This is a genomic window from Photobacterium damselae subsp. damselae, from assembly GCF_038086725.1.
Lineage (GTDB): Bacteria > Pseudomonadota > Gammaproteobacteria > Enterobacterales > Vibrionaceae > Photobacterium > Photobacterium damselae.
In genome coordinates, this window is sequence record NZ_CP146971.1 from 57,084 (window position 1) to 78,909 (window position 21,826).

Sequence of the window (21,826 nt, forward strand, 5' to 3'; positions counted from 1 at the left end):
GGGTGATCTCATAACTTTGTGCTGATCAATAAAATCTATGACTTTTTTTGTTTGCTTAGGAATGGACAAATTCTTGCATAACAATTTTGAGTTCATCGAATCAAACTAATGCCACCGAGGTGAGATAATGGGAAAGTTTGTACCAGTATCTTCATGCTATAAAGCTGTTTTTTCCACGGCTTTGTTATTTTCATCACTTTTGTTCTCTCAAAATACAGAGGCTCAGCAGTGTTCGCAAAGTTATGCATCTCCAACCACGTCGGGTGGGCAATATTATTTTGATGGTGATGGTGGTAATGGGTGGGGAACCAGAAATATTGGTGTCTACAATACCAACCTTGTCGGTGGTACGGGCTCTGGTGGGCGAATAGTTATTAGTGCCAATTGGGGCTGGAATAATGGTAATCAATGGACTAGCCGAGGCGATTATACTGAGTCCATCACAATAAGATTAAAGGTGAATGGAACAACAGTTGCCCAATTAGTTACACCAAACGATAGCCAAAATACAGCCAATCTTAGCACTCAAAATGGCGCCAGTTTTCAAAGTGGTGGCGGTAATGTTGGTGTTAACGCTTTTGATGCTTATCCTCACGGCACTCAGATTCTTCTACCTTCATGGATGACATCAATAACTAGTATTCAGATTGAAGGTACCCAGACACCGGCGACAGGGGGAAGCTCTGGTGGTGCAGGTGATGATGGTGGTATTCGTGTTAATACATCGGGGTATGCCTGTAACTTTGAAGCGACCGATGCACCAAGCAGCTATGGTGTTGCTCGACACAACGTTGATTTAACGGGAACAAACTTACGTTTTGGCTCTAATGTTAGTTTTGAAACGAATAACAGAAACAGCACGTTAGCTAATAACGATACCTTTGATGACGGTATTACTGGTTTCCCTCAAACTGAAATTGATCCAGCAACAGGAGAGGTTACGGTAACAGCCAGTGTGTTTAATAATACTGGAGCAAGCCGCTCGTTCGTTGGTTGGATTGACTGGGATCAAGATAACTCTTTCCAAGCCGATGAAGGGATTACGATAAGCGTTCCAGCTGCGGGTTCTTCCAATTCAGACTGTACCAATACTTCAGGCTCTAATTTTACTTGTAGTGTGACTTTTACGGTTGATCCTGCCGATCGAAGTAACACTGGGTATTTCTTTTCGCGGTTTAGGATAGCCAATACCGCACTGACTACTTCAAATATTTCCACCACCGTTGATAGCGGTGAAGTGGAAGATTATCGTTTCTGTATTGGTTGTTTTGATATCAGTGGTACGGTCTATTTAGATGAAAATGGTGACAGCGATATTTCGAGCGATGGTGTTACACCAAACGAAGTGGTCGTAAGGCTTTATCGAGATGATGATGGCGATGGGGTACCAAGTGCAGGCGATACCTATTTACAACAAATGACAACCTCTTCTGGCGCATACTCTTTTACCGAACTACCCATTGATACCTATTTTGTTGCGACTGCTCCGCCATCAACGGGCTCGGCAGTTTCTGAGCAAACCTATGCTGCCAGCGATACCTACTACAGTGCTTTTTGTGACAGCAATGGTGATGGCGCAACAGGAGATACGCCTCTAACCACATCGGGTGCCTGTTATGGCGGTATCGATGGTGATAGAGCCGATGCAACGACAAATTCGACCACACGAGAGCATATTACCAAAGTCGAACTCTCTTTTGATTCTGAAAACCAAACTAATGTCGATTTTGGCTTTTCCTATAATGTTGTGACTAACACAAATACTTCAGCGCAAGGTTCACTTCAGCAATTTATTACCAATGCAAATACGCTTAGCGGTGCTAATGAGATGCGTTTTGTCCCTAGTGTGCCAGCTAATGATACGGATCCTGGTGCTGATTGGTGGGTCATTTCTCCAACCTCTTCTTTAACGACTATTACGGGAACAAACGGTGCAAATACAACCATTGATGGTACGGCATACAGCAATACTGATGGGGTAACTGTTGTTGATTCAAACCCGGGTAATTATAGTGAGTCGCAAACAGTTGGCAGTGCTGATGGTTGTACTGTTGAGACTATTGCTGCTCTTGCTAAACCAGAATTACAAATAGATATGCCAACAGTATCAAGTCCTTACGCCTCTGAGTTGCTGATTATTAATGCTGATAATACTACCGTAAGAAATCTCTCTTTAACTGGGGGATCTCTTGGCATTAATATTTATTCTGCGGGCATTACCGATACTTTAATCGAACAAAACTTAATTGGTATTGATCCCGCGGGTAATGATGATGTTATTGGTCAGGAAACTTGTGGCACTTCATCTGGTTGTGCGGGTATTGCGATTGCCAATTCAGGTAATGGTCAGCTTACAGGCGATAACGGCATCATTCGTAACAATGCCATAAAGACAGCGCATCACAATATATCCCTTAATAACCTAAGAAGCCAAACAAATACCATCAATTGGCAAGTCATTCATAACCAGTTATTAGGAAGCACATCAACAACTGCGACGCCTTATCATAATGTATATATTCGTTACGGTATTCCATCGTATCTAAATATACAGGGTAATCTCATGCGGGATGCGACAGGCGATGGTATTTATCAAGGTAATACCTCTAATGTCGATTTATTCCAAACCTTTACCAGCAATGATATTCAAAATGCTGATGGCGATGCAATTCACTTCCAGAGCGGTCAGTTATCCATCGTTGAATGTAATGTCCTACACAATAATGGTGATTCAGGGGTTTCGGTCGACGGTAATACCAATATTGAAGGTTACCTAATTACCAAAAATAGCTTCGATGCCAATACGGATAACGCCATTGATTTGCACAATACTACAACAGGCAGTGGCGTTTCGTTAAATACCGATTTATGCAACAACGATACCGGTACTGGCGCTAATAATGATTTGGCTCGACCTCAAGTTAACTACGCATTCTTAGAAGGATCAAATTTACGCATCATTGGTGATATGTGTGCCACTGGTGACTTTACTTTTGAAATCTATAAAGCCAGCGCAGGAACTGGAGATACAGGCAGTGATTCGTTAGATGCGGGTGAAGGTTTGACCTATTTAGGCAGTTTGACTGGACTATCTGGAGCCTCATTTGATGGCTCAATAGCCGTCTCAGGTTTAAATACTGGTGATGAAATTACCGTTATTGCTCAACGTACAACAACAGGTGGATTAGGCGAACTGCAAGATACCTCAGAATTTAGCGCTAACGTATCGGTTGATATTGATAATAAAGACTGGGGTGATGCTCCTGATACCACAGTTGGTACCGGGCAAGGTGATTATCAAACCTATCGGGCTAACGGTGGTGCTAACCATGTAGTGATTGATAATGATACTGATAATAATCCCGATCTGTTCTTAGGTTTACTGGTTGATACTGATATTGATGGTCAACCAACAACGATGGCTGATGGAGATAATCTTGTTAATCTGGCTGATGAAGATGGAGTTACAGCCAATGGCACTTATGTTTTAAATCGCCCAAGAGATATTGATATTACCATTGGTAAAGATCCTGATTTTGCCACCAGCAGTTTCCATTTATACGGTTGGATTGATTGGAACCAAGATGGTGATTTTGATGATGCTAACGAGCAAGTTGTCAGTGAAACTTCAGTTGCTATCGGTACTAACACCTACACAATAACACCTCCAAGTGATGCTGTACTTGGAACTACATTTGCCCGATTCCGTCTCTGTTCAACGGGAGACTGTAACACTCCTAATGGTGCCAGTATTGATGGTGAGGTTGAAGATTATGGTGAACTGATTGTTAGTATCGATTTTGGTGATGCCCCAGATACAGGGGTAGGTATAGGAACAGGAAACTACCGTACAACCCTTGCTGATGATGGCCCAAGACACTCGACAGATAGCGATCTCTTCTTAGGAACAAATGCGACCGATACTGAAGTTGATGGACTGCAGAATACAACGGCATCTGGTGATAATGTAGATAGTGTCAATGATGAAGATAGCTTGTTAGTTCTGCCATTAACCAGTGGAGCAACTTCTTATACAACCCAAGCGACGGTTACTAATAATTCAGGAGCGGATGCATATCTTTATGCTTGGCTCGATGTGAATCGTGATGGTGAGTTTGATCGAGATGAATTTATCTCAAATGGTGCGGGTGCTGGGGGAGAAATTATTATCCCAGATGGCTCAACAGCGATTACGTCTACTCTTATTTGGGGGACCATTACCCCGCCAACCAATAACACAACAGTTTATCTACGTACTCGTTTATCTCCAGTACAACTTACCGATGCAGTTGTTGGTGCTATTGAAGACCCGCGCTCTTATGGTTTTGTTGATGGGGGTGAAGTAGAAGATTATGCATTGCAGGTGGCAGATCAAGATTTTGGTGATTTACCCGATACCTTTGATACGTTAGGAACAAGTGGTGGTCCTTATCATGGTTTGAGTAATGCGACGAATATTCATATTGGTAGCGCGACAATTGATACCGAAGGCGATGGTCAGCCAACTTCTGGCGCTGATGGCGATGATACAACAGGCAGTGCCGATGAAAATGCATTCTCAACCCCAACTCCAATTCTTCCTTTAGACGCAACCAGTTACTCAGTCTTTGTTCCTGTTCGTAATAATACGGGAGGGGATGCTTATCTTTATGGTTGGCTCGATTGGAACCAAAATAATCAATTTGAAGCGGCCGAATATGCTGTGGTTACGGTTCCAACAGGAACTACCACGACTTCGCCAATAACCTTAACATTTACTGGAATTTCAGGACAAACAGACGGCCAAGCAGCGCTTCGTTTACGTTATACCACAGCAGGCCTTGCTAGTACGGATTGGGGAGGAGCTGCTCCAGATGGTGAGGTGGAAGATCACTTTGTCTTGGTTGGTAGTTTTGATTTTGGTGATGCACCCGATACTGGCATTGGTGTTGCTGCAAATAACCAGCGAACTTTGTTGAATGATGATGGTGCCCGCCACGGTGTTAACCCTCAACTTTATTTAGGCGCGGGTGTCGATGCTGAGCAGGACGCTAACACCCCAGCCGTAACTAGTGATGGCGATGATCTTGCTGGAACCGATGATGAAGATGGTGTGTTATTGATTCCGCTTCACTCTAGTGCAACCTCTTATACTCTCCCAGTTACTGTTACCAATAATACGGGTAGTGATGCTTACATCTATGCTTGGATTGATTTTGACCGTACAACTGGTTTTGATCGAGATGAATTTGCAGGTGGTGGTGCAGGCACACCAATTACGATACCAACAGGAACAACGGATGGAACCTTTAACGTTACATGGGACAGTTTTCCTGGCATTGCCGTTAATACCGATGTTTACGTTCGCATTCGCTTAACCACAGATCTGTTAACCGATTCTGTTACCGGTACAGTCGAAGATCCTCGTTCATATGGTGTTGCAACCGATGGTGAAGTGGAAGATTACTATTTACGAGTTGATACCTATGATGGCGGTGATGCGCCTGATAGTTATGACACCCTCTATACCAGTAATGGTCCTTCGCACTTTCATGCTATAGCTAACTTGTATATTCGCAGCGCTACTCATGACAATAACCATGATACAGATGGGCAACCAACGACAAATGCTGATGGGGATGATTTAGACGGTACCGATGATGAAGATGCCGATTCTTTAACTAAGATACCGCTATTGGGTGTTTCAGATACGACTTATACCATAGGTGTACCGCTTTATAACGCAACAGGTAGCGATGCTAACTTATATGGTTGGATCGACCTTAACCAAGATGGCGATTTTGCTGATGCCGGTGAGTTTGCCGCTCTTGAAAATATTGTCAATGGTACTAATACCTTATCGCAAACTGCGCCAACAACGGAGTTAACATGGTCTGGGATATCAGGATTAACTCAAGGTAGCACCTTTATTCGTATACGTATTACTAACGATACATTGACTGCTAGTGATTGGGGTGGCATTGCGCGCAATGGTGAAGTTGAGGATCACCAAGTATTTATTGGTAGTTTTGATTTTGGTGATGCACCTGATACTGGAAATGGTGTGTCTGCCAATAATTACCGAACTACGTTTAATGATGGTGGTGCATATCATGGCTTGAGTCCAAATCTTTACCTTGGGGTATCGGCACCAGATACTGAAAATGATGCTAATAGTCCTGCTGTATTAGCCCTTGGCGATGATGAAGATCTCGGTGGCGACGATGAAGATGGTGCTTTTGTTGGGCCGCTACATAACTCAGTAACAACCTATACAGTACCAACAACAGTTACCAATAATACAGGTAGTGATGCATATCTCTATGCGTGGATCGATTTGGATCGCAATGGTCGATTTGACCGTGATGAATTTGCAGGTGGTGCATCAGGAACTCCTGTAACAATTGCAACCGGGGCGACAGAAGCGGCGACTGACATTATTTGGAACAGCTTCCCAGGTATTGCGAATAACACCGATGTTTATGTTCGTATTCGTTTAACGACAGATTTGTTGACCGACTCCGTAACGGGAACCGTAGAAGATCCCCGTTCATATGGTGGTGTAAGTGATGGTGAAGTAGAGGATTACTATCTTCGTGTTGATACATACGATGGTGGTGATTTACCTGAATCCTATCAAACCAGTTATGCCAATGGTGGTCCAGCTCATTATCATACTAATGTGAATTTGTATATTCGAGATGCAACTCATGATAATGCACACGATGTTGATGGTCAGCCGAGTGCAGTAGCAAATGGTGATGATAACGATGGTGTTGATGATGAAAATGCCGATGCACTTGTTCCGTTGCCAATTCTAACCTTAACCGACACTTCTTATACCCTTGGTGTACCGCTTTATAATGGTACTGGTGTTAACGCTAATCTTTACGGTTGGTTGGATCTAAACCAAGACGGTGATTTTAATGATGCAGGTGAGTTCGCTTTACTAGAAGGCATTGTTAACGGTACGAATACTTCTGCGCAAACTGCTCCAACTACAGAATTAACTTGGAGTGGGTTCAGTGGTCAAACAACGGGTAATATGGCGCTGCGTTTACGTTTAACCTCTGATACGTTAACGGCTAATGACTGGGGCGGTATTGCTCTAAATGGTGAAGTTGAAGATCACTATATCTATGTCGGTGATCCAGACTTTGGTGACGCACCAGATACCTCATCAGGTACTGCTGCTAATAATTATCAAACCTTGTATAACTATTTTGGTCCATATCACTTATTTGTTAGTGGATTATATATTGGATCTACGGCCCCAGATATTGATGATGGGTCATTACAAGATGCGACCGCTACTGCTGATGATTTAGATGCCACAGATGATGAAGGCCCAGTAACCTTACCGCCACTATTTAATGGTATGAGTTCCTACAAGATTACGGTGCCAGTAACCAATACAACAGGCAGCGTAGCAACATTAGTGGCATGGATTGATTTTAACCGTAATGGTCAATTTGAAGATAGTGAAGGGCAAATTGCCGTAGTGCCAACGGGGTCTAGTAATACTCCGGTTGAATTGGAGTGGGCATCCGTACCTGCCGTAACTAACAATACGACTTCATTTGTTCGTTTGCGTTTAACGAATCGTTTAGTTGGACAAATCAGTGACATCTCCTCTCTTGGTGGTGAGGCTGGTGGTGAAGTAGAAGATCACAGTATCTTCTTTGGCTTACAAGACTTAGGTGATGCGCCTGCAAGTTATTTGGTTGATCCTCTGCTTGGTGGACCTCACCATATTATTTCCAACAATACCAACCTCTATTTAGGTACCTCAACCATTGATGGTGACAGTATTGTTCTTGCGTCCAGTGATGCATTAGGTGATGACAACAATGGTAGCGATGACGAAAATGGCACCAGTCAGCCATTAACCTCCATTCCTGTTAACGGTTCAAGCCACAGTTTAGAACTCACAGTGCGTAATACTACGGGTAGTGATGCGTATCTTGCTGGTTGGATCGACAGTAACCGCAATGGCGTCTTTGATGAGATTGAAGGTCGTGTGGATGTGATACCTAGTGGTCAAAATGGCGCTTATACTTATTCTTTTGACTCCAATCAGATGCAGAATCTTTCGGTTGGCAATACCTTTATTCGTTTCCGTTTAACAACTGATCCATTAACCGTAACTGATGTAGGTGGCGGTGCATCCAATGGTGAAGTTGAAGATTTCATGATTCAAATCGGTGGTCAAGACTTAGGTGATTTACCCGATACTTCATCAGGCACAGCTGCTAACAACTATCAAACTAATTTAACCTTTGGTGGCCCTTATCATAATGTTGCTGCAGAACCAAATCTGTATTTGGGAACCGTAGCGCCAGATATTGATGGTGCTACACCACAAAGCAGTGATGCTACTGGTGATAACACAACAGACATTAATGATGAAAATGCATTAGCAGATATCCCGCTGCCAGATCTGGATGCGGGAGATAGTTATGATACTCAGATTACAGTAACCAATGATTCAACGTCTACTGCGTATCTCTATGCGTGGATTGATTGGGATCGTGATGGTAGTTTTGAAAGTGATGAGATAGCTCAAGCATCAATTAATAGCGGTGGACTGACTCAGGCTGTGAATAATGGCGTGATTACTATTCCAGCCAATACGGGTACTGAGACTTATACTGTTACCTTTACCACAGATACGGCATTGGTTGATGCAAGAACTTACGGTGTACGTTTACGTCTAACAACTGAGTTATTAACGGATGGTGATGCAACAACAACCATTGATGAGCGCTCATTAGGTGCAGCGCAAGATGGTGAAGTAGAAGACTTCTTTGTCACGGCGGAGAATACCGATTTTGGTGACTTACCAGATAGTTATCTCACTTTACCAACAAGTGGTGGCCCGGCTCATTACTATGTAAGTAACCTCTACATGGGGGCGAATAATATTGATGACGATGATGAAGCTATTCCAGATGCCGCTGCACTTGGTGATGATAATACAGGTGTTGATGATGAAACTGGCCTAGTTGAGCCATTATCGACCGTGGCAACCAGTATTACCAGCTACAGTGTTGATTTAGCGGTTTATAACTATTCAGGGGCTGATGCAACCTTAGTAGCTTGGTTAGATACTAATCAAGATGGCACATTCAGTGCTGATGAAGTGGTGGATGAGCTGAATGTGGTTGCGACAGGCGTACCATTTAGTAATTCAACCTTTGCTTCTGATAACTTGCCAACTAGCAGCAATAATCTTACCAATAAAGTAACCCTAACATGGAATGGAATCTCTGGTTTAACTCAAGGCTCTATGGGATTGCGTATCCGAGTTGCCAATACTAGCTTAACTGCCAACGATTGGGGGGGAATTGCTCAAGGTGGTGAAGTAGAAGATTACGTGGTTTTCGTTGGGCAGTTTGACTTTGGTGATGCAAGAGATACTGGTGTTGGTGTCGCTGCCAATAACTATCGTACAACCCTGAGTGATAATGGTGCGTATCATGGTATTGATAATACGATTTTGATGGGCACACTGCTTGATAGTGAAAATGATGCCAATGACCCAACAACGGCATTTGCTCAAGGCGATAATATTACCGGCAGTAATGATGAAGATGGTGCCTTTATTCCGCCACTCAATAATACCAATACCACTTACAATATCCCGGTAACCGTTAGCAACAATAGTGGTCGTACTGGATATTTGTATGCATGGATCGACTTTGACCGTAATGGCCGTTTTGATCGCGATGAATTTTTTGGTGGTAATACTGGAGAGCCTCGTGAAATCAATACAGGCAATACTAATACTACAACCAATCTAGGCTGGAACTCTTTCCCTGGCATTGCAACAGGAACGGATGTTTATATTCGTATTCGTTTCACTTCAGATTTATTGGCAGATACCCAAGTAGGCACGGCCAATGAAGACCCTCGCTCATTTGGTGGGGCCAGTGATGGTGAAGTTGAAGATTACTATATTCGGGTTGAAACCTATGATGCAGGTGATGCGCCTGACTCTTATAACACCTTATATACCAGTGGTGGTCCTTACCATATTCACAATAATGCCAACCTCTATATTCGTGATGCTACCCACGACAATGTTCATGATGATGATGGACAACCAACAGATGGGGCAACAGGCGATGATGCAGATGGTGTTGATGATGAAAATGCTGATGATTTAACGCCATTCCCAATCTTAGCCGTTGCTGATACCTCTTATACAGTAGGTATTCCGCTCTATAACCTAACGGGTAGTGACGCTAATTTATATGGTTGGATTGATTTTAACCAAGATGGTGATTTTGCTGATGCTGGTGAGTTTGCTGAGCTAACTGCGATTGCAACATCAACCAATACCAGTGCGCAAACGACACCAACAACAGAATTGACGTGGACAGGTATCAGTGGCTTAACCGCAGGCAGCACTTATATGCGTTTGCGTTTAACCAACTCAACGTTAACCGCTAATGACTGGGGTGGCCCGGCAGAAAATGGGGAAGTAGAAGATCATGTGATCTATATCGGAGATCTAGATTTTGGTGACGCCGAAGATGGAGCAGCAGGTACTGCTACGGGAGCCGGTGATTACCGTTCTCGTATCGAAGATGATGGTCCATATCATGTGATTAATAACAATTTATATATCGGTGCGGGCGTGCCAGATAGTGAAGCCAATGCCAATCCAAGTAGCGCAATAACAACCGCTGATGGTGACGATACTACAGGTAGCGATGATGAAGATGGAGTAACACTTCGAGCCCTTGATAACTCACCTGTACCGACAAGCTATACCGTGGCGGTAGATGTCACCAACAATACGGGACAAGACGCTACGTTATACGGCTGGATTGACTGGGATCGTAATGGTCAGTTTGGTAGTGATGAGGTTGCTGAGCTGGTAGTACCGACAGGTACAAATGGTTCTGTTGACTTAACTTGGGATAGCTTTACCGGTATTGCAGCAGGGTTTACGTTAACTCGTTTTCGTTTGACGACCGATGAATTGGTTAATCTCAATACTGGCGCTGCAGAAGATACTCGTTCTCTCTTTGGTGCCAGTGATGGTGAAGTTGAAGATCATCGAATTTATATTGGCGATCAAGATATGGGTGATGCGCCAGATACCTATCAAACCTTGAGTAGCAGTGATGGTCCATTCCATGGTCGTAGTAATAGTGCAACCGTCTATTTAGGAACTTCAACCATAGATGCAGATACCGATGGTCAACCAAGCAGTGATGCTTCTGGCGATGACCTAAACGGTAGCGATGATGAAAATGGTCTACCACAACCACTTGCTAATATTGCAACAGCAGCAACTTCTTACAGTGTTACGTTGACTCTACGTAATTCTGAGTTAGCAAGTAACCCGGCCACTTTAGTTGCGTGGTTGGATTCTAATCAAGACGGACAGTTTAGCGCTTCAGAAGTGGTATCTACAATTAACTATGACAGTACAGGAGATGCACCATTTAGTGTCGATAACATTCCATACTTTAATGGAAATAAGACCGCAGTATTAACTTGGAACGGTTTATCAGGTCTTACTAACGGCTCTATGGCATTGCGTATTCGTTTAAGTTATCTCACCGACCTCACGGCAAATGATTGGGCAGGACAAGCGCTTGATGGTGAAGTAGAAGACTATATGGTCTTTGTTGGCGAGTTTGATTATGGTGATGCGCCAGATGAGGCGGCTAATGTGGGAGCAAATAATTATCGTACAACGCAGTCCGATTCTGGCCCATTCCATGGTATTGATACCGATCTCTTTATGGGCACATTGCCTGATGCCGATAATGATGCTCAATCCCCAACTATTGCATTGCAGGCAACGGGTGATGATACCACTGCAACTGACGATGAAGATGGTTTAGTTCTACCACCATTAACAACAACCCAAGGTAGTTACAGTGCCAATGCCATGGTAACTAACAATACGGGTAGTGATGCTTACATTTATGCTTGGGTCGATTTCGATGGTAATGGTCGATTTGATCGCGACGAGTTCGTTGGTAATGGTACAGCAACAGGAGGCGCGGTTATTGTTCCAACGGGGCTAACGAATAGTCCAATTGAGTTAGATTGGCTTGCAACCACAGGACTATCTGCGGGCCAGAATCGATATATGCGTGTTCGTATCACCTCTGAACTGTTAGCTGATACGGTAACGGGAACGAATGAAGATCCGCGTTCATTTGGTGGTGTATCTAATGGTGAAGTCGAAGATCATTACTTACTCAGTGATAGTGTGAGATACGATGGTGGTGATGCGCCAGATTCCTATTTAGTGCGCTTTGCTGACGGTGGTCCAATTCATCCAATCAGCACAACATTGCGTCTAGGTACCGCAGCTACCGATGGCGAAGATGCTGATGGTAGTTTAGATGCACAATTGGATGATATTACAGCGACCGCAGATGAAGATGGAATTACTCTTCCTGTACTTGCGCTAGGTGCAACCAGTTACACCTTAGATGCCAATGTGCTCAATAATACAGGGGCCGATGCGGATCTCATTGTGTGGATAGATTGGGATCGCAACGGTACCTTTGATACATCTGAAGCGCAAATTATTACTGCAGCATCTAATGGGGTGAATACCGTTTATAACCCATCTTGGAGTGGTTTAACTCCAACGGCAGGATATTATTTTGGTCGTGCTCGTTTGATGCCGACAACCGATGGTTTAACTGGAGCAAATCCAGGTGGTGCAGCAACCACAGGTGAAGTGGAAGACTTTAGAATTGCCGTATTAACTAGCCAAGATTGGGGTGATGCACCAAATAATTACTTTACGCTAAGTACAAATAATGGTGCAAATCATGCTCCATCGACGGATCTCTATATCGGAGCTGTAGCACCAGATGCGGATGTCGATGGACAACCAAATACAGCCGCAGACGGTGATGATAATAATGGCACGGCAGATGAAGCAACACCTGCATTTCCTGTTTTATCGCCATCAATGATTAATTGGTCATACACCACAACGGTAACCAACACTTCTGGTAGTGCGGCTACTTTGCATGCTTGGGTAGATCATGATTTAGATGGTGAATTCCAAGCTGATGAGTACACCAGTGTGGCTGTACCGGATGGGGTTTCCGATTTACCGATTGCGGTAGAATGGACTAATTTATCTAACGGTGAAGGCGGTAATGTTGGTGATACTTATGTACGTATGCGTCTAACTACCGATACGCTAACCGATAATGGCGCTACTACTGTGGATGAGCGTTCACAAGGTGGAGCAACAGATGGTGAGATAGAAGATCATTATCATAAAGTCACCTTCCATATGTTAATCCAACAAGACTCTGGAGCCATTGAATATACTCTGCCTAATGTAGCTAATAATACGGTTGCCTTGATGGAGAATAATTATGGTGTTGGTTATGTAACCTACGATATTTTGGTTCCAACCGATAATATTACGACCGATTTCACGTTACGTGATTACCAGTTTATTCTTTATCAATCAGATTTAGCAGGTGGTATCAGTCCAGATACGACCGCTGAAATTGATGCTTTACTGGATTATCGTAATCAAGGTGGTGTGTTACTTTCTCTTGTTGAAGGTGATACCTTTGCTGATGCAACTACCACTCGCATTAATGCTTACATGGGACAGCAGGTTGGCTTCCCTGGTACTTCTGCTACAGGTTTTGCTGGTTACAGCGGCCCAACAACCTTACCGCGTTTCCACCCATCTGATGGTCCGGGTGCATTATCAACTCAAGCGTCAGTGTCTACGACGGGGACATTATCGACCATTACAGGTATCGATCATCGAAGTGTGATTTATACTCTACCAACGGTAACGGGCTCTTGTAATAACGTGGATGCTATGGCTTGGCTAATTCCATATGAGCCAACGACAGTGGGGGGATATGAGTACCCTCGTTCTCATACCGGTCCTTGGGTTGGTTCGGGTGAACGTCAGTTCTATTTCACACCGAACTATATCTCAGGAAACTTAACGCCTTACCAAGATCTGATGGATTTTGTCTATGACTACTATGAAGATCAATCTGCTTTCTTAGCTCGTAACAATTGGTTAGCTGATGATGCAAATGTAAACGGCAGTTGTTCAAATGTAGAATTAGATTTTGGTGATTTACCAGATACAGGTACAGGAATTGGTGCTGGTAACTACATTACCGCCTTCCAGTTTGATGGTCCTCGTCACCAACTGGGTGCCACTATCTATATGGGAACAGCACCTGATGGTGAAACCGATGCGTATGCAACTGTTGCTGCTAATGGTGATACGGATGATGGTGTTGAAGTATTACCGCTATCGAGTACGGCAACTCAATACTCAATGCGTGTCACCACAACCAATACCACAGGCTCTGACGGTAATTTGTATGCTTGGGCTGATTGGAATCAAAATGGTGATTTAGAAGCTTCTGAAATGCAAACCGTTACGGTACCTGATGGAGAAACGGATACCATTAAGGTTCTTACTTGGCCAATCACTTCAGGCATTACTAACGGCGATACTATTTATGTTCGCTTTAGAATCTGTAATTCAGTCACTGACTGTAGCTCGCCAATTGGTGAAGCGGCTAATGGTGAAGTTGAAGGCTATGCCATTACGGTTTCTGATAATGTTGATTTTGCTGATGCGCCAGATAGCTATTTGACCCTAGCTGGTAGTGGCGGTCCATTCCATTATGGTGATGCGACTCTGTTTGTGGGTGATCAAGCCAGTGATGGTGAACCTGATGGCTTGCCAAGTGCTACCGCAAATGGTGATGATGAAAATGCCTCGCCTGATGATGAAGATGGCGTCAACGTTATTTCGCCAATTAATATTAATGCGACCGATTACAGCTTAACGGTGGAAGCATCAAATACAACGGGTTCAATTGCGAACTTAATTGTGTGGATTGACTTTGATAAGAGCGGCACATTTGAAACCAGTGAAGCACAAGTGACGACAGTTCCTGATGCTACCAGTGAAGGGCAGTTTGTCTTCAACTGGACTGGGTTAAGTGGTTTAACTGCAGGTGTCACTTATGCCCGTATTCGTATCACAACAGATGCGATCACTGCCGCTTCAATTGGAGGTGTTGCTAACAATGGTGAGGTTGAAGATCACCTTATTGTGATGGGAACCTTTGACCTTGGTGATGCGCCTGATACTTATGGTACAGATAGAACTGATGCCAGTGGAGAAGGTGTAGGACCTATGCACACACCAAGTGCGACTATCTTCTTGGGTACCGTTGCAACCGATGCTGAAGCCAATGGTTTTGTGGATGGGGTAGATGATAATGGTTTAGCGCAAGATGACGATCTAGCCGGTGTCGATGATGAAGATGGCGTGACTATTCCGGCTTCTATTATGGCAGAGCCAGGTAGTACTGAGTCGCTAACGGTTCGCGTTAATACGGATGTGGATGCCACCGTATATGGTTGGTTGGACTTCAATCGTGATGGTGTCTTTGATGTGGCGACAGAAGCTGCAACGCCAGTGAGCATTACCAGCGCTGATAATGGTACCGATATTTCTCTTGATTTTACCACGCCTGATAATGTTCTCGATGGTGGTAGCTACTTGCGAGTTCGAATCTGTTCAATTGCGACAACCTGTTCAACCCCGCATGATGTAGCAACTGATGGTGAAGTCGAAGATCACCGCATCATTTTGGATGTGGCATATGACTATGGCGATGCACCTGAAGTACTTGGTTACAACACGCTATTTACCAGTAATGGTGCTCGTCATCGCTTAGGCAATTCGACCTTAAGCCTAGGTGCAATTATTGGTGATGGTGATACGGATGGCTTCGGTGATGGTACCGATGATAATGGCGATGCAACCGATGACGATACAACAGGGAGTGATGATGAGGATGGTATATCTGCTCCCGGCTTCTTATCTCAGGGTGCAACCGATTTCTCTCAAGATGTAATTTGTAACGATCATGATGGAACTACAGATCTTGGGGCTAACGTATATGCTTGGGTCGATTTCAATGCTGATGGTGATTTTGCTGATAGCGGTGAATTTGCGCAAGCGTCTTGTACCGATGCTGATGCAGGAACAGATGGTTCGGCATTACTCAGCTTCTCATTGATCAATACCAGTACGATTGCAACAGAAACCTATATGCGCTTGAGAATCACAACTGAAACGTTAACAGCAAGTGACTATAACGGCACTGCGGTTAATGGAGAGGTTGAAGATCATCAAATTCCTATTTTAAAAGGGCCGATTCAGCCAATTACTCCTGCTGTTGTGATTGCCCAGTGTCTCAATACAGGCAACATTGAAGGTACATCGGGTACGCCAATTGATATTACAGGAACGGTAAATACTTACTATCCAGCCACGGCAAATGCTCTAGCCGGTACCAATGTACTGACCTTAGGTACGGCGACTGGTAATACTACAGAGACTTTAAATCCAGGTGATCGAGTGATGATCATTCAGATGCAAAATGCCTCGATCGATACAACCAATACAGATAGCTATGGTAGCGGTGTCGCGGGGGGCTATGGCAGTGGTTGGATTGATTACGGTACTACAGGTCAATACGAATTTGCCACTGTTGCTAGTTTTGCTGACCCAACATTGACGCTTAGTGAAAATCTCACCAATAGCTTTACTTCTGATGGTAATAGTTCCTTCCAAGTTGTTCGTGTGCCTATGTATGAAGATGCTCGTTTAACTGGAACCATTACCGCTTCAGATTGGGACGGCTCTAGTGGGGGTATTGTCTCGATTTATGTTAATGGCACCTTAGATCTCAATGGCAATACGATCGATGTTAACGGTAAGGGCTTCCGCGGCGGTACACTCAACACAGGTAATGGTATAGCGACTGGCCTTAATTATGTAATGTCAGCGACCAATATTGATGGTGGTAAAGGTGAAGGTGTTGCCGGAACGCCAGTTAGTCTTGGTGGTCTTGGTTATAGCGATGGTGATTATGGTATCGGTGCTCCTGCTAATGCCGGCGGTGGTGGTAACTATAACTCTGGTGGTGGTGGTGGTGCCAATGTTGGTCCAGGTGGCCGCGGTGGTTACTATGCTAATTCAACCAGTTTTTATCCAGGTGAGCCAGGAACGGGTATTGGGCTGGCTGATCCAACACGCCTAACCCTTGGAGGAGGTGGTGGTGCAGGCCAAGAAAATAACGGTGTTGGCCAAGATGGTGCTGATGGTGGTGGTATTGTTTACATCACGGCTAATACAGTAACAGGTACAGGTACGATTAACGCTAATGGTAATACTTCGCCAAATGCGGGGGGGGATAGCCCGGGTGGTGGTGGTGCCGGTGGTTCAGTGCTGGTGTATAACAAAGATGGTGCTTCATTATCGTCGTTAACAGTGAATACGGTTGGTGGTAATGGTGCGACATCATCGGGCGGTCATGGACAGTCTGCTGGTGGTGGTGGTGGTGCTGCAATCTTTAATAGCTCAGGTGCCTCAGCCAATGTTAGTGGGGGTAATGCAAGCTGTACAGGGTCGTTACTTTGTGGTGATGCTGGTGGTGATGGGCAAGTGATTAACTCTGCAACGCTACCAACAGAACCTGCAGTATGTAGTTTCGAACTATCTGGTTTTGTCTTTGATGACAGCAGCACCGCTCCAACTGTAAATGGAATTAAAGATGTTGGTGAAGCTGGATTAGGTATTGCGGTTCCAGTGATTGCTTATAACACTACGACTAATGAGTGTTTTGTGGCAACCGCAGATGCAACAACCGGTGCATATTCAATGACAATACCAGGTGGCAGTTATGAGGTATATGAAGCAGCCCTCGAGACTGATCTTGTTAACCCAACATGCCCTCCAACAATTGGTACATTAGAGCCAAGTTCTGGCGGTTATGCGGGGGCTACGATTGGCGATCCTGCTAATGTCCATTCAAGTTCACCAAATATACAGACTGTTTCGTTAACCGCTGATGTTAGTGATGTGAATTTTGCTGACTTTACTATTACAACATTCCCTACCTGTAGTAGTGACGGGTATTTATTACGAAATTCTCCAACTGATATTACGAGTATCAATCTTGCTATGGGTACAGTGACACCGCTATATGATGATGTCCTACCAAGTACAACTGGCGTGTTTGGTGGTACAGGTTATAACTTCATTACTAACACTTTGATTGGCGATAATATTCGAAACAAAGATACTGTTTTGATGGTCGATGGTGCTGGTTCAGCGTTCGTGCTGCCAATTACAGGTAGTACAATGACAATTGATAATTATAACAGCGGTGATATTGATGATAACGGTGTACTACTACTAATTAACAGTGGCGGTACAAGTATGTATCGTATTGATGTTAATCCAAATAGCAGTACGTATTTACAACAAATAGGTGAAGTAACTGTTTCTGCTCCAACCATGGCTGATATGGCCATTAACCCAATAGATAATATGCTATATACCTTAACGCCAACGGGATCATTGGTTAAGTTTGATCCTGTAACCGGAGCTCGAACTAACTTAGGGTACGTTGGTATTAATGGTGAAACAGGAACAGGATGGGGGGCTGTATACTTTGATGATCAAGGTTTCTTCTACGCATCTCAAAATCCAAATCCAGGTCGCATAGTTCGAATTGATATTTCAGATCCAAGCTTGCCATCAGGTAGTTATAGTGCGGTGAATTTCACCCAAATGAATGCGTCTACCAGTCAAAATGATGGTGCTCGCTGTCGCTTTGCGCCATTACCATTAGATTTTGGTGACGCGCCAGAAACAGCTGGTTATCCAACAACATTGGCAAATAATGGTCCTCGTCATTTGACTGAAGAAACTGGACTATATATAGGTGCAGTAGCGGCGGATAATGAAAACGATGGTCAGCCCGATGCCGATTATGCTGGTGATGATAATGTGGGTACAGCCCCTGATGATGAAGATGTATTAAGTGCTCTTATTACGGCCGATGTATCAAGCCCAACAGTGACGCAAACTGTGCCCGTGGTAAACACTACAGGCAGTGATGCATACTTATCTGGTTGGATCGACTTTGATAACAGTGGTTCATTTGATAATGATGAAAGTGCGTGGGTTATCGTACCAAATGGTGCAACCTCAGCGACATTAACTTGGAATAATGTAGGAACAACAGGACCAAATATTAGTAATAGTGTGGTTGGTTATCGTCTGCGCCTAAGCTCTGACTTTAATACGGGAACCAGCACGCCTCTTGATTCAGATGGGGATAGTGCACCAGATCCAATTGGCCCTGCTCCTGATGGGGAAATCGAAGATTATCGTGTGCTTGTTTCGAGCCTAAATGGTGATAATACCTGTGATATCGTTATCGAAACCAAAGGCGATAATGTCAGTGGTTATGATTTTGCCGAATTTGATCCAACCACGAACCCTGCTCAGCTCAATAATATAGTGAGCCCGATTACGGTGAACGGTTATCCAAACGCTGGATACTTTAATGCAGTTGGTTTTAATCGTCTCAATGGTCTGTTCTATGGTGTATTTATTGATAGAGATAGTGTTGATGAAAACATTATGCTATTCGTTACAGATCGCGATGGTACTGAGTTTGTCTCTCTTGGCACAATTAGAGCCGATGGTTCACAAACGTTGACTCATTCTGTTAATGGATCAGCAACCTTCAATAATAACCAAATACTCTCTCGTACAGGTAGTGGCACTAATATCGCTTTTCCTGTTAGAGGTGATGTTTCTCCTGATGGTCAATATCTCTATGTGATGAATGGTAATTGGGATTCACTTGTGCGTATTGATTTAAATACCCAGACCTTTACCACGATTACATTGTCTTCAACTCCAACTATTGGTGGTGATTTCTCCTTCAGCTCGAATGATGGCATGTTATATGGCATTGACCTACCTGGAGGTAACTATGTCCAGATCAACCCAACAACAGGTGCTGTAACAACAAATCCTGTTAACTTTAATGGCTTGTTACCTGTTGGAAATACTGGAGTGGCGGGATCTGGTGGCACCGTTATGGATAATGGCATTATGCTTTATGCCTTTGCGAATGGTGGCGATCACGATACTGATGGTGATAATGCTCATGATCTGATTGATAAGACTGCAGTGTATCAACTTAATGTGATTACTGGCGAGTTGATGTTTGTAACTGAGGGTATTGATGTTTCGATCCAAGGCAATGATGCCGCTGGTTGTTACTACGCCCGAGACTATGGTGATGCTCCTGTCACTTACGGTGATGCTTTCCACAATTATTCTGATACCGGTAATGATGGAGATCCAGCCCTAGATGGTGACCAAGACCTCACGTTAGGTGCTAACTGGGACAGTGAGTTTGTTAGTCAGTTCTCTGCCGATGCTACAGGTGATGATATTCAAGCCTCTGATGATGAAGATGGCGTGACACTACCTGCAAGTATTACGGTTGCAACGTCAACGCCTGTTACTGTTTCGGTTCCACAAGCAACGGGCTTCTTGAATGTCTTTATTGATCTCAATGGTGATGGTGATTTTGCTGATGTGGGTGAATTGATTATTGAAGACCAAGCGATCAGTGCCACTTCAACCAACCTTGATTTTAATTTAGATGCAGGCCTGACCGCAGGTTACAACGGTGATACCTTTGCTCGCTTCCGCCTCTGTAGTACGGCAACAACCTGTAATACACCAACGGGTGAAGCGCTGGATGGTGAGGTGGAAGATTATCAATTTGAACTCATTAACCAAATTGTACTAAGTGGCTTTGTCTTTGAAGATAATGGAGTGGGAGGTGCAACAGCAGCCCATGATGGTGTCTTTGATGGCAGTGAAGAAGGTATTGGTAATGTGGTGGTTCGAGCTATCTATAATGGAACGGGTGCTGGTGGGTATGCTACTGGTGATGTAGTTGCGACAACAATAACATCTGGTGATGGTGGTTACTTGCTTGTTGTCCCAGTTTCACTTGCTGATGAAGATCTTATCTTGGAAGTGGTTAAACAAGCAGACTGGATTGATATTAGTGAATCAGATGTTTCGGCACTTACTCAAATAACCAATAGCAGTGTTGTTGATAGTCAAATGTTGGTTAATGCCGCTGCTGGTGATTATTTGACTGGCTTGAACTTTGGTAAGGTTAAAGAGCCTCGTATGGAGCCAGATAACTTTACTGAGACCGAGCCTGGTAAAGGGGTGCTCTTTAGCCATAAATTCACCGCTGAAACTGCCGGTAGTGTTAACTTTACTGTGATGAATATTTCCGCAGAGCCTGCTAATGATGGTTGGAGTGCCATACTCTACCAAGACAATGATTGTAATGGTGTTATAGATGGTTCTGACAGTCAGATTGTTAATCCAGTTGCGGTAAGTGGTGACAGCAGTATTTGTCTTATCAGCAAAGTCTTTGTGCCTGCAGATGCGCCATTAAATGCGTTATATCACTATGATATTCAGGCTGATATGACGTTTGATGATAGTGCTGCTACAGGTCACGGAATTACTCGACAGGTAGTAGATACAGATACTGTTCGTGCAACCTTTGCCGGAGCGGGTGAGTTGAAACTCAATAAGACAGTCGAAAATATTACACAAGGTACGGGAGTGACGACCAGTAACCAAGGCCGTCCAGGTGAAGTGCTTGAGTATACTGTTGAATTTACCAATGTGGGTAGTGGGCCAATCACTGAAGTGACGGTATTTGATACCACACCTGAATACACAGAGTTGAACCAAGCTATTGATTGTACGTCAGGTAGTTTGCCAGCTAGTCTAACTTGTAGTGAGCAAACACCACATGGTACCAATGGGGCTGGTTATCAAGGCGAAGTTCGTTGGGAAATGACAGGAGCACTTAATCCTGGCGAAAGCGGAACCGTCGTGTATCAAGTGATCATTAAATAAAAAAAAAAAAATATATAT

At 43.9% G+C, this 21,826-nt stretch carries 1 protein-coding gene; it reads left to right on the top strand.

From position 1 onward, the window contains the following. Positions 1-127: 127 nt before the first annotated feature. Positions 128-21,808 carry a GEVED domain-containing protein gene (locus WAX86_RS15245; RefSeq protein ID WP_341489615.1) on the top strand — a complete coding sequence of 7,227 codons (21,681 nt, stop codon included), beginning with the start codon at positions 128-130 and terminating at the stop codon, positions 21,806-21,808. Positions 21,809-21,826 lie beyond the last annotated feature (18 nt).